The following is a 13,529-nucleotide window of genomic DNA, read 5'->3' as shown; positions in this document are numbered from 1 at the left end:
ATCCTTTTTGTATCTTGCGCAGCACAAAAAAACCGAACAGTAACAAAGACAGGATGAAAAAGGAAAAATTTCATATCGAATACATTTTCGACAAAGTTTCGAATCGTAGCCTGTGGAACCATCTAACAACAGCCCTCGGACTATCTTCCTGGTTTGCCGATACGGTAGATATCAGAGGGAACATCTACACATTCACATGGAAAAAAATGCAGGAACAAGCCGAAATCATCGAAATCAAACCCGAAGTCAGCGTTCGCTATCGATGGCTTGAAGAGGAAGATGAGAATGCCTACTTCGAATTTATCATCCATACGATCGAGCTTACCGGATCTACGGCGCTTGAGATTACCGATTTTGCAGAGCCGAACGAAAAGACGGATGCCATTGATCTGTGGGATTCGCAGGTGGAAGTACTCAAACGGACGTTAGGAATTTAATGTTGTTTCACATCAAGAGGTGATATATTATCTCTTTTTACACTACTTTTGCAGTTGATTTGAAAGGACATTATGGGGATTAAACGATTGTATCTCTTTTTGTTAAAAAAATTCATGCCGATATTCTTGATGACTTTCGGCATTTGCATGTTTATTGTCCTGATGCAGTTTCTCTGGAAATACGTAGATGAGATGGTAGGCAAAGGTCTTGAGATCAGTGTTCTTCTCGAGATGTTTTTCTACGCAGCCCTTTCCCTTGTACCGATGGCATTGCCTTTGGCCATTTTGCTGGCTTCCCTGATGACATTCGGGAACTTAGGAGAACAGCTTGAACTGTTGGCCATGAAGTCAGCCGGAATTTCTTTGCCTCGCATCATGCGCCCGTTTATCATACTCCTATCGTTCGTTGCCGTGGGCGCCTTCTTTTTCCAGAACAACATCATCCCTCTCTCACAAGTAAAAATGTGGACCCTCCTGGGCTCCATCAGGGCCAAATCGCCCGAACTGCAAATCCCCGAAAGCACCTTCTCCAATCAAATCGAAGGTTACAACCTCTATGTCAAGAGAAAAGACAAAGACGGGCGACTGAACCACCTGATGATCTATGATTATTCCGAAGGTTTTAACAATGCCCAGGTGATTGTGGCCGATTCGGGACGGATGAAGATTTCGGCCGACAAGCAGTTTCTGGTGCTTTATCTGTTCGAGGGCAAGATGTTCAAGAACTTCAACAAAGACGGCATTGGAAGCAGTGAAGCAATACCCTATATGAAGGAGTCGTTCAAGGTGCGGGAGATGCTGATCCGATTCGATTCGGATTTTCATCGTGCCGACGAATCGATCCTGCAAGACCGATACATCGGTAAAAACCTGGCTGATCTGCAATCCTCCATCGATTCGATGACAGCTCACTTGGACAGTATCAAGCAAATGAATGCGAGAGCAATCTATCAGCAGTCATACCGGAAAGAGTTGGAAGGAGCAAAAGAGGAAGACACCGTGCACACGGAAGAAATTCCGGACTTCGACCGTCTGTGCCGGGAATTACCGCCGGGCAGACAAGTCATGTTGCTTAGACAAGCCAAAAATGCGATCGAAACGACAAAGTCAGACTATGACTTCAAAGCGGCCGTATTATCCGGCGACGAGAAAGAGATGCGTCGTCATCACACGGAGATGCACCAGAAGTTTACACTCTCGTTCGCCTGCCTGATCTTCTTCTTTATCGGTGCACCGTTAGGTGCTATCATCCGCAAGGGCGGATTAGGCATGCCGGTCGTGATTTCCATCTTCCTGTTTATCTTTTACTATGTCATCAACAACATCGGCCTGAAGATGGCCAGCAACGGCATGTGGCAACCGTGGCAAGGCATGTGGCTAAGCTCGGCCGTACTGCTTCCGCTCGGTATTTTCCTGACTTACAAAGCCTCGAACGACTCGGTTATCCTCAATGCCGACACGTATGTCGAAGGGCTGAAAAAACTGATCGGCAAACGCGCAACACGTAAGATCGAAAAGAAAGAAGTCATCATGTTTCATGTCGACAATGCAATATGGGGAGCACAAATTGAGCGCTTGAAAGAACAATGCGAAACCTACCTGAAAACGTCCGGACAATGGATGCCTTATTTTCGTTTCTGGGAGCAGGGAGGCAGAGACCCGGAAGCCGAACGGATCTCCGTACAGCTGGAAGAACTGGTAACCGAAGGAAGTAATTCCGATCGCCATCTGGTGCTGAACAAACTGATGGATTACCCGATTCTCAACGGATACTATCCTATTCATTTCCGGATAAGCCGGACGGTGGGGAAAATATTGGGTTGGCTCTTTCCCATCGGCCTGCCAATATATCTGCTGGCCACTTATCGTCGCAAACTGCTGTTGCACGACATACGAACGATGACCCAGGTAAGTAATGAACTGTTGAATATTCTAAAAAACGAGACATATGAACCGAATGAACACGATTGAAGAAGCAATTGAAGATTTTCGTGAGGGAAAATTTCTGATCGTCGTCGATGACGAAGATCGCGAAAACGAAGGAGATTTCATTATCGCCGCAGAAAAGATCACTCCGGAAAAGGTCAATTTTATGCTGACGAACGGTCGGGGCGTACTCTGTGCACCGATTACGGAAGAACGGTGCGAAGAATTGGAGCTGAACATGCAGGTGATTCATAATACCTCCATGCTTGAGACGCCGTTTACCGTGACCGTAGACAAGCTGGGAGGCGGATGTACGACGGGCGTCTCGATCTATGACCGGGCGCAGACGATTTTAGCGCTTGCCGACCCGGCCACGAAGCCGTCCGACCTGGGACGACCGGGACACATCAATCCGTTGCGCGCCCGCTCGCGCGGCGTACTGCGCCGCGCAGGACATACCGAGGCCACGGTCGATATGGCACGACTGGCCGGGCTGTATCCGGCCGGGGCGCTGATCGAAATCCTGAACGAAGACGGAACGATGGCGCGCATGCCGCAACTGATCGAAGTCTCGAAAAAATTCGGCATCAAGATCATCACCATACGCGACCTGATTGCCTACCGCCTCAGAACAGAATCGCTCGTAGAGAAGGGGGTCGAGGCCGACCTGCCAACCGAGCACGGACGTTTCCGCATCATTCCTTTCCGCCAGAAAAGCAACGGGGCGGAACATGTGGTACTGATCAAAGGCGAACTGAACGCAGACGAGGCGGTGCTCGTCCGCGTCCACTCGTCGTGCATGACAGGCGATATCTTCGGTTCGATGCGATGCGATTGCGGCGAACAACTGCACAAGGCTATGCGCCTCATCGAGCAGGAAGGTAAAGGCGTGGTGCTCTACCTTAATCAGGAAGGGCGCGGTATCGGACTGATGGACAAGATTCACGCATATAAGCTGCAGGAAGAGGGCATGGACACGGTCGAAGCCAACTTGAAGCTCTGCCATCAGGCCGACGAGCGCGACTATGGTGTGGGAGCACAGATACTGCGTCAGATCGGCGTGACGAAGATGCGCCTGATGACGAACAACCCCGTCAAACGCGTCGGGTTGGAAGCTTACGGACTGGAAGTCGTCGAGAACATCCCGATCGAAGTGCCGCCCAACGAGCATAACGAGTTTTACATGCGCACCAAAAAAGAGCGCATGGGACACCAGTTGCAAAACATCAAATAACACAATCACTCTATTGAAAAACATCTAAATAATATGGAACAGGTATCAGCACGTTTGGCCAGCCTTTCAACATCGGCAACGCTGGCCATGTCACAAAAAAGTAGCGAACTGAAAGCGCAGGGCGTAGACATCATTAACCTGAGCGTGGGCGAACCGGACTTCTTTACGCCCGATCATATCAAGGCGGCGGCCAAGAAAGCCATCGACGAGAATTTTTCGTTCTATTCACCCGTACCCGGTTACATGGATTTACGGAAAGCGATTGTCGACAAACTGAAAAACGAAAACGGTCTCGATTATACGGTCGATCAGATCATTGTATCGAACGGAGCCAAACAGTCGGTCTGCAATACGCTGCTAAGTATCATCAATCCGGGCGATGAAGTGATCGTGCCCGCTCCCTACTGGGTGAGCTACGTGGAGATGGTAAAACTTGCCGAAGGCACGAATGTGATCATCCCGGCCGGTATCGATCAGGATTTCAAAATCACGGCGGCACAGCTCGAAGCGTCGATCACGCCCCGCACGCGGGCGTTAATGCTTTGTTCGCCGTCGAACCCGACCGGCAGTGTGTACAGCCGCGAAGAACTTCAGTCGCTCGCCGGGGTGTTAGTCAAACATCCGAACATCATCGTACTGTCTGACGAAATCTACGAACATATCAACTATGTAGGGAAACATGCAAGCATTGCACAGTTCCCCGAGATAAAAGAGCGGGTTGTAATCATCAACGGCGTATCGAAAGCATACGCCATGACGGGCTGGCGTATCGGATTCATTGCCGCGCCGCTGTGGATTGCCAAGGCAACGAACAAATTGCAGGGACAATACACGTCGGGCGCCAGCTCCATCGCACAGAAAGCCGCCAAAGAAGCCTTTGCCGGCGATCAGCGTTGCGTAGAGGAGATGCGACAAGCCTTTATGCGCCGGCGCGATCTGATCTGCCGCCTCTGCCGTGAAATTCCGGGTGTTCAGCTCTCCGTACCCGAAGGGGCCTTTTATATCTTCCCCGATGTGAGCAGCTACTTCGGCAAAAGCGCCGGCGAACGAACCGTAAAGAACGCGGCCGATCTGGCGATGTACCTGCTCGAAGTAGCCCATGTGGCTACGGTAGGCGGCGACTCGTTCGGTGCACCCGAATGTATCCGTCTCTCGTACGCTACCTCGGACGAGAACCTGACCGAAGCGATGCGTCGCATCACCGAAGCATTGGCGCAACTGAAATAAGTTGGAGCCGAATATAAAACAAGGGACAGCGATGTTGCGTCAGAACGAAATGTTTTGACGCAACATCCTTCACAGAAGTATATGAAACGACTCTTTTTCCTGCTGATCCTCCCACTCTTATCGACCGGTTGCCTGCGCGACGAGCTGCCGAACGCGGAAGCCGACATCCTGACATGCACCCTTGCCGAGGCGTCTCTCCTCAAGCGCGAACCGATCATTGAAAACGATAAAATCACGCTCTTCGTAGAAGCCAATGCAGACCTGACACGTCAAACGCTCTCGTTCACCTTGTCCGACGGTGCCGTCATCGAACCGGCCGGAGGTACGACCCGCGACTTCTCTACGCCTCAAACATACACCGTCACATCGCAAGACGGGCAGTGGAAAAAAACGTATACCGTCGCATTCGTGGCCGACGAACTGCCAACAAGGTATCATTTCGAAGATACGGTAGCCGAAAAGAACGGCCGCTTCTGCATCTTTGCCGAGAAGCAAAACGGACGCGTCTCAATGGAGTGGGCCAGCGGAAACCTCGGGTTTGCCATGACAGGCAACGCGCAAACCCCCGACGACTATCCCACCGCTCAGTCGGCCAATGGATACACCGGACAATGCGCCCGCCTGACGACACGCAGCACCGGCAGCTTCGGCGCTCTTGCCGGTATGCCGATCGCCGCAGGAAACCTGTTTATCGGTACGTTCGATCTCCTGAGCGCACTCAGCACTCCGTTGAAAGCAACGCGCTTCGGATTGCCCTTCTACCGTCGGCCACTTTATCTTTCAGGCTATTACAAATACAAAGCAGGGACAACGTATTATCAGAACGGCCAACCCGCACAAACAGCAATCACCGACCGCTGTCATTTCTATGCCGTACTGTATGAAACGGACAAGACACTTAAAACCCTCGACGGCACGAATATTTTGACGCATCCGAACGTGATCTGCACCGCCGTCGTCGAAAATCAAAAAGAGACGGACGAGTGGACGCACTTCAGACTCCCCTTCATCACGCGCAAAGGCAAAACCATCGATGCGACGAAGCTGCGCAACGGCATCTACAATCTGGCAGTCGTCTTTACATCGAGCATAGCAGGAGCAACTTTCAGCGGCGCTCCCGGCAGCACCCTCTATATCGATGAAGTAGAAATTGTTTGTGAGTGAAGATAAAATTCTTCACCTTTGCTGAAAAAGATCGTATATAAAACTGTTTGACTACGGATGGTTCAAGGATTTTCATGGATGTATCGAAGAGTTAAAGTCGATGGCCATGAAAGAAGACTGGGATTATAAAAAGAATCCCATCGGTAAGAATCCTATTTTGGAAAATTACATCAGACATACCTTTGTCAAGGTCTATGAAGAAGGCAAAGTGCTGGAACAACATGGATATGCCATCTTCAATACAGGCTTGGTCACAGACTATCAAGAAGAAATATACGGTTTATTCCAGAAGAACAGAAGACCGGGTACAATTCAATGGTTCTTTATCGGGTGGAGAAAAGCCAGTGACAGAGAATTAATGAAATTTTCATGCTTGCCGGACAATGCCAACTATTTTGAAAATTCATCCGATCTGATTTATGATACCAGATTAGAATTAAGACCTAATGTAAATCATATTATTGACGATAATATCGCAAGATTTCCCACCGCCCTACAAACTATGGATAAGTACCAATTGGGAATCTTACTGGAAGGGACAATTAAAGATGCCATAAGAAGGATACGCAGAAATTACAAAACAGCTGTCCCTCAATACTACGACGGACGCCTCCAATTACTCCTACCTTTATGCTTGACCTCAAAAGCCTCCGCAGATCTGGCATTAGTTATTGAAAAAGAACATGGTGTTTACAGAGCTTCTACATGCCTGACATTAGACATGGCCATAAACAATGCACGTTTGATTGCCAAACCGGATGATGAATGGTTAAAAGTGTAAAAAACATTTGCAGGTTAAATCGATTGTAGTAATTTTGCAACAAATATCTTTATTATAAGATCATACAATTCTGTAAAGAAGATACATTTTACTGTAAACACAAAGAAGATACACTTTAAGAGAAGATTTAAAGCAAGATTATAGGAAAGCATCTTTATGAAAGATGCTTTCTTTTTTATACTTTCGCCTCTTAATGCAAACGATCGGATTACTTTCGGATACTCACGGATGGTGGGATGAGAAATACGCCACCTACTTCGCTTCGTGCGACGAGATTTGGCATGCAGGAGATATCGGCTCGGCCGACGTGGCGTTGCGACTCTCGGCGATACGTCCGCTACGGGCTGTCTGCGGCAACATCGACGGCTACCCCGTGCGACAGATGTACCCGAAGACCCTTCACTTCACGGTCGAAGACGTGTCCGTCATGATGACCCATATCGGCGGCTATCCGGGACGTTATGAGCCGGCCATACGCGCCGAGCTCTACGAAACGAAGCCGCAACTGTTCGTCTGCGGACATTCGCATATCCTCAAAGTAATGTTCGACAAACGTTTGAATTGTCTATGCCTGAACCCCGGAGCAGCGGGAAAAAGCGGCTTTCATACGGTGCGCACGCTGATGCGTTTCGTCATCAACGGGGCAGATATCCGCGATATGGAAATTATCGAGTTGGCGAAACGGTAACCGGCTCCGTCTCGGCCGATACCTCGACCGGCTGTTCGCGCTTCGCCGTGTATTGCTCGGCCAGCAATACGGTATGTTGCAGATAGGCATACTCCTTCTCGAAGTATTCGCTGAACAGTCCCTGCTGCAGATTCTCTTCGATCTGACGGGGTGTCCACAGCTTCCCTTCGGCCGTTTTTACATAGTTCACGAAGGCTTCTTCAGAATGCAACGTCAGCACGTACAACGAAACGAGTTGCGTCACCCGTTCGTTCTCGAACGGATAGCGAACGAGCAAATGCGGCTTGGCTTCGCCCTTGGTCAGCGAGTTGCCCAATAACTCACGCACCGTCTGCTCGAACGTCTGCTTGAAAAGCACGTGCCCGTAAAACGGATGATCGAGCGCCTCGGGCGAGACAGGCTGAACAGAGCCGCGTTTGACGAGGTAGAGCATCCCGTCATACACCACGGCAATACGCACCACCGGATGACAATAATGCCGCGCCTGCGAAGTGAGGCTGACCGAATAAGCAATCCGTCCGATCACTTTGCCTTTCTTATCGAGCACGGGCAACCATTTCTCTTCCGCCAAACCGTGCTTCATCATCGATACCCGGATCTGCTCGTAGACGATAATCCCCAGACCGATAAACAAGGGAGCCTCACGGTAGAGCAGCCGTTCGACCCAGATATGCTGGTAGTTCTCGGGCAGAATCATGTAGAACAGAAGGATAAACAGATGCAACGTATAAATATTCTGGGCAATCTGCGCCACAAAAAAGAACTCGTTCAAGGCTGTACGCAACGGAGCGCGCTTCAACGCCGGACGGTTCGATTTACGTACTCGGCCGATGATCGGGCGCTTCGAAAAGCCGATCACCGACAAGACGGCAACTAACAGCCATTCGGCAATAAGCGGCGAATGGAGATACAAGACCGGCTCGAGACGTAAGAACAGGAAGAGCGAATAGAGTATCAGCGTAAGGGCCGTAGGCAAAAGCATAAACTGATACTTCCTGCCGCGAAACAGTCCCCAGAACGTAAAACAGCTAACCACACAGAACACCCCTGCGATAACGAACGAGACAAGGTATGTATAGAAATTGTTCAGAAACATCAGCAACAGCAACGGCAACAACCCGACGGCTTGATTATTCAAGCCCTTACGGATATCCATGCTGTTCTTTATACGGGTAATTTGTTCCATGCTGCATATATAACAATGTATAGGGGTGCTTTGTTGCGAATAAGAAATTTCATTCTTCAAGCACTCGCTCGGCATGATACGACGAACGCACCAACGGTGCGCTCTCGACCGAGCGAAAACCTTTCGAGAGAGCCGTTTCACGATAAGCTTCGAATTGCGCAGGAGTGACGTATTCCGTCACCGGCAGGTTCTTGCGCGAGGGTTGCAGGTACTGCCCGATCGTCAGTGCCGATACCCCCACGGCGCAGGCATCGTCCATCAGCTCCTCCACCTCGACCGTCGTCTCACCCAGCCCGACCATGATGCCCGTCTTGGCACACCGTCCGCGCTCGGCAATGCGTTTCAGCACCGACAGGCTCACCTCGTAACGTGCCGCGCTGCGCACCTGCGGTGTGAGGCGGCGCACCGTTTCGAGGTTATGCGAGATAACCTCGGGCGCCGCATCGATCACCTGATCGACCAGCTCCGTCCGCCCCTGAAAGTCGGGGATCAGTACTTCGAGCGTCGTCTGCGGATTTAGCTCTTTGATACGCCGGATCGTCTGCACCCAGTGCCGGGCACCGAGATCGGGCAGATCGTCCCGATCGACCGACGTAACGACGGCATGCCGCAACTTCATCAGGCGAATACTCTCGGCCACCTGCACCGGCTCGTTCGGATTGAGCGGCCGGGGCTTACCTGTCAACGTGTTGCAGAAACGGCACGAGCGCGTGCAGATATCGCCACCGATCATAAACGTAGCCGTGCCACGGCTCCAGCATTCGCCCTGATTGGGGCATTTGCCGCTCGTACAGATCGTATGGAGACAATGCGACTCGACGATTTCTTTCGTTCGGCGGAACTGTTCGTTCCCCTGCAAACGTATTTTCAGCCAGTCGGGCTTCCGAAGATAGATGCTCATTAGAGATTTTCCAGTACAAAATTCGTCATCTTCGTGTATAGATGGTAGCGCGTATTGCCGCCGTAGATGCCATGGTCGCGATCCCGGTAAATATGCATGTCGAACTGTTTACCGGCCTGCACGAGCGCCTCGGCATAGTCCATCGTCTGCTTGAAGTGTACGTTATCGTCGGCTGTGCCGTGGATCAGCAGCAGCTTGCCCTGCAAATCTTTGGCCAGCAAGATGGGCGACGTGGCATTGTAACCGTTCGCATTTTCTTTCGGTGTACGCATGAATCGCTCGGTATAGACCGTGTCGTAGTAGCGCCAGTCGGTAGGCGGCGCAACGGCAATACCGGCTTTGAACGTGCCGTTGCCGGTGCTCAGCGCCATCAGCGTATTGTATCCGCCAAAGCTCCAGCCCCAGATCGCCATCCGGCTGCCGTCCACATAAGGTAACTTGGCCAGCGCCCGAGCGGCTTCGATCTGGTCTCTCGACTCCAGCTCGCCAAGCTTGAGGTAAGTGCATTTGCGGAACGTCTCGCCACGTGCTCCGGTGCCTCGTCCGTCGACACAGACGCAGATCACGCCGTTTGCCGCCAGATACTGCTCCCATCCGAAGTCGTAGCGGTCTAATACCGACTGCGAATTGGGGCCGCTGTATTGAAACATCATCACCGGATACTTCTTCGACGGATCGAAGCCGGCCGGCTTTACGATCCACGCGTTCAGCTCATAGCCCGACGCGGTCTGTACGGTGATAAACTCTTTCGGCGAATAAGCCGTGGCTTGCAGCGTTTCTTTCAACGACGCATTATCTTCGAGCGTCCGCAACGTCTTGCCCGTTTTCGTCTCGTTCACGGTGATGACAGTGGGTGTGCGGGCGCTGGAGTACCGGTTCACATAATAGGCGAAGTTGGCGCTGAACGACGCACTGTTCGTTCCTTCCTGATTCGTCAGGCGCGTCTTCACGCCCTTGGCATCTACCTTATATACCGCGCGGCGCAACGGACTTTCTTCGGCCGACTCGTAATAGACCGTGTTCGTTGCTTCGTCGATACCGATAAGCCGTGTCACGTCCCAGTTCCCCTTCGTCACCTGACGCTGCTCTACGCCCGTTGCCGCATACTGATAAATATGCGCATAACCGTCCTTCTCGCTCACGTACAAGAACCCGTTGTTCGTAAACATCAGCTCATTGAGCCAGTTGGAATCAATATACGTGTCGCTTTCTTCCTTGAGAATCTGTTTGCAGACGCCGCTCTTCGGATTCGCATAATACATGCTGAAAATGTTCTGATGACGGTTGAGCGTCATCACGGCCAACTGGTCGGGGGCTGCAGTAAAAGCGATGCGCGGGATGTAGCCGTCGGCATCGACCGGCACGGGAATCGTTTTGATATCTTTCGTTTCGATGCTGTAGGAATGAAGCGTGACGCGGGAATTTTTTTCGCCGGCGTTCGGATATTTGTAGATATATTCGCCCGGATAATAGCCGTCGCCATAGATATGCATGGCGTATTGCGGCACCTCCGACTCGTCGGAACGGATGTACGCCAGATATTGGCTGTCGGACGACCAGCTCATCAGGTTCGTCACCGTGAATTCTTCTTCATACACCCAGTCCGTAGCGCCGTTGATGATCCTGTTCGGCGCGCCGTCTTTCGTGACCTGCACCTCCGTATCGTAATCGAATTTTCTCACCCATATATTGTTATCGACCACGTAAGCACACATTCGTCCGTCGGGCGAGAAGGTCGGAATCATCACTTTGGCGCCCGAATCGTTCAGCGGTTTCACCATGTTGCGACGCACGTCGTAAGCAAAAGTCTGCGCCTTGAACGAGCGACGATATATCGGCTCTGTCTCGCGCCAGATCAGAATCCGGTGTCCGGTCGGGCTCACTTCATACCCCTGAAAATCATCGAACGTACATTCACGCGCCGTCTTGGTATAAAAAAGCGTATCGACCGGTTTACCCGTGCGATAGTCGTATTTGACAATCATCGTCCGCTCCCTGTTCATCGCGGTATAATGCACTCCGTCGGTCATGGTACGCAACCCTCCGTCGGTCGTCGATTGGCGGTATTTTCCGTCCGTAACTCCTCGCAATTCCACCCGCTGCTGAGCGCTGACAACTCCTGCCGTAAGTAGCAAGAGCAAAAGAGCTATTCCTGTTTCCTTCCCCATTGTTTTTTGTTTTTTTCTTCGGGCAAACTTAAATAAAAAAACCGATATTTCTAAATTGGTTGCTTAAACAAATGTCGTTTGTTGATTTCATTCATGCGCTTTCGAAGCTTTGCCTCGAACTGATAATTTTTCAGTCCCCAGTCGGGGGCAAGCAGCCATTCCTTGGGCGCCTGCGATACGTACCGTTCGATAAGGATGTCGTGACGCAGACGCCGGCGAAACGCAACGACCAAATCGATGTATTCGTCTACGGTAAACAGACGAAACCGTTCGGGGTATGCCTCGTACTCACGTCCCATCGCCGTATGACGGATAATCTGCAACTGATGCAGTTTAAGAGAAGTAATGGGTAAGGCCGAAAGCACATCGGCATGATGCAGCATCTCGTCGCGGCTCTCGCCGGGAAGGCCGAGAATCAAGTGTACGCCAACGGGAAGGCCTCGCGCATGAGTGCGACGGATCGCATCTTCCGACTCGGCATGCGTATGCCCGCGATTGATCCGCTGCAGCGTACGGTCGAGCGTGCTTTCCAGACCATATTCGATCATCACGTACGTTCGCCCGGCAAGAGCGGTCAGATAGTCGAGCAACTCGTCCGGCATGCAATCCGGACGCGTGCCGATCACTAACCCCACCACTCCCGGACAGGCCAAGGCCTCTTCGTACTTGCGTTGCAGCTCGTTCATCTCTCCGTAGGTATTCGTGTACGCCTGAAAGTAAGCCAGATATTTCATCTCCGGATATTTGCGGGAAAAGAAACGCATCCCTTCGTTCATCTGTTCGGTGATACTCTTTTCCGCACGACAATAATCGGGATTGAACGTCCGGTTATTGCAGTACGTGCACCCGCCCGTCCCCTTGCTCCCATCGCGATTGGGGCATGTGAAACCCGCATTCAACGAAATTTTCTGTACTTTGAAAGGGAAAGAGTGCATCTTCGATTTCATTCTGCAAAGGTAATGATCCGAACGAAAATAACGCAAAGAACTGTATTTGTCATTCCGAACATCGTGAGGAATCTCGTGGAGAAAAGGAAAGAGATTCTTCGCTTCGCTCTGAATGACAAATTAATTGTTAATTGTCAATGGTTAAGTATTATGCGTGGTACACGCCGAATCATGTATTTAGAAAATAACCATTGACAATTAATTTCGTCCTTGGGCCTCGGGCGGTGAGCCGACGGAGCTGCGAGCAGGTCGAAAGAAAATCAGGCTGTCCGAGCCAAGCGAGTCACCTGATTTTCTGACCTGCAAGCCTCGCGAAGGTGTGTGAAGCGCACGAAGCCTTGACTTTTGGGTTACTTTTGGGTCAAGCCAAAAGTGACAGAAAAGAGATTATGTCAGGCTTTCAGCCCTCCAAACAAGGTGCGGACATGGATACCCCACCCTTGCGGGATAGGGCTGAAATATATCGGAAACGTACCGGGTACACGGTATCCGAACGCAAATAACTGTATTTGTCATTCCGAACATCGTGAGGAATCTCACGGGGAAAAGGAAAGAGATTCTTCGCTTCGCTCTGAATGACAAATTAATTGTTAATTGTCAATGGTTAATTGTTATGCGTGGTACACGCCGAATCATGTATTTAGAAAATAACAATTGACCATTCATTTCAGCGTTCGTCCTTGGGCCTCGGGCGGTGAGCCGACGGAGCTGCGAGCAGGGCGAAAGAAAATCAGGCTGTCCAAGCCAAGCGAGTCACCTGATTTTCTGACCTGCAAGCCTCGCGAAGGTGTGTGAAGCGCACGAAGCCTTGACTTTTGGGTTACTTTTGGGTCAAGCCAAAAGTGACAGAAAAGAGATTATGTCAGGCTT

Annotated in this window: 11 protein-coding genes; 7 read left to right on the top strand and 4 right to left on the bottom strand. The window is 50.9% G+C overall.

Annotated elements, in window-relative coordinates; translation table 11 throughout:
• Positions 1–53 precede the first annotated feature (53 nt).
• From BFO_RS07275 to BFO_RS07245, 7 genes are all read left to right on the top strand, one after another.
• Positions 54–437, top strand: a complete 384-nt coding sequence (locus tag BFO_RS07275) for an START-like domain-containing protein (protein WP_014225013.1) — start codon at positions 54–56, stop codon at positions 435–437.
• A gap of 72 nt (positions 438–509) precedes the next feature.
• The gene (locus tag BFO_RS07270) at positions 510–2,408 is read left to right on the top strand and encodes an LptF/LptG family permease (RefSeq protein ID WP_014225011.1); all 1,899 of its coding nucleotides are present in this window, start codon (positions 510–512) and stop codon (positions 2,406–2,408) included.
• Positions 2,386–3,597: a bifunctional 3,4-dihydroxy-2-butanone-4-phosphate synthase/GTP cyclohydrolase II gene (locus tag BFO_RS07265; protein ID WP_014225010.1), complete on the top strand. Its 1,212-nt coding sequence runs from the start codon at positions 2,386–2,388 to the stop codon at positions 3,595–3,597. Before BFO_RS07270 ends, BFO_RS07265 begins: the two co-directional genes overlap by 23 nt.
• A 33-nt stretch (positions 3,598–3,630) precedes the next feature.
• Entirely contained in the window at positions 3,631–4,824 is a 1,194-nt protein-coding gene (locus BFO_RS07260; RefSeq protein WP_014225009.1) for a pyridoxal phosphate-dependent aminotransferase, read from the top strand.
• Between the two features lie 81 nt (positions 4,825–4,905).
• On the top strand, positions 4,906–5,988 hold the full coding sequence (locus tag BFO_RS07255; RefSeq protein ID WP_041590763.1) for a PCMD domain-containing protein: 1,083 nt from the start codon (positions 4,906–4,908) through the stop codon (positions 5,986–5,988).
• Positions 5,989–6,088: 100 nt separating this feature from the next.
• Entirely contained in the window at positions 6,089–6,769 is a 681-nt protein-coding gene (locus BFO_RS07250; RefSeq protein ID WP_014225007.1) for a DUF3825 domain-containing protein, read from the top strand.
• A gap of 193 nt (positions 6,770–6,962) precedes the next feature.
• Entirely contained in the window at positions 6,963–7,457 is a 495-nt protein-coding gene (locus BFO_RS07245) for a metallophosphoesterase family protein (protein ID WP_041590761.1), read from the top strand.
• On the opposite strand, the gene BFO_RS07240 is transcribed toward BFO_RS07245, so the two are convergent.
• Genes BFO_RS07240 through BFO_RS07225 form a run of 4 tightly spaced genes read right to left on the bottom strand, consistent with a single transcriptional unit; the run spans position 7,435 to position 12,659 of the window.
• On the bottom strand, positions 7,435–8,643 hold the full coding sequence (locus tag BFO_RS07240; protein ID WP_014225005.1) for an NUDIX hydrolase: 1,209 nt from the start codon (positions 8,641–8,643) through the stop codon (positions 7,435–7,437). The two genes, BFO_RS07245 and BFO_RS07240, sit on opposite strands and share 23 nt — an antisense overlap.
• Before the next feature lie 49 nt (positions 8,644–8,692).
• Positions 8,693–9,544 (bottom strand): lipoyl synthase, encoded by an 852-nt coding sequence (lipA, locus tag BFO_RS07235; protein ID WP_014225004.1) that lies wholly within the window; start codon positions 9,542–9,544, stop codon positions 8,693–8,695.
• Positions 9,544–11,712 (bottom strand): S9 family peptidase, encoded by a 2,169-nt coding sequence (locus BFO_RS07230; RefSeq protein WP_014225003.1) that lies wholly within the window; start codon positions 11,710–11,712, stop codon positions 9,544–9,546. Before BFO_RS07230 ends, lipA begins: the two co-directional genes overlap by 1 nt.
• 50 nt (positions 11,713–11,762) lie before the next feature.
• On the bottom strand, positions 11,763–12,659 hold the full coding sequence (locus BFO_RS07225; RefSeq protein ID WP_041590760.1) for a TIGR01212 family radical SAM protein: 897 nt from the start codon (positions 12,657–12,659) through the stop codon (positions 11,763–11,765).
• Positions 12,660–13,529: the final 870 nt, after the last annotated feature.

The organism is Tannerella forsythia 92A2, assembly GCF_000238215.1.
Lineage (GTDB): Bacteria > Bacteroidota > Bacteroidia > Bacteroidales > Tannerellaceae > Tannerella > Tannerella forsythia.
This window is presented reverse-complemented; position numbering and strand designations above follow the sequence as displayed.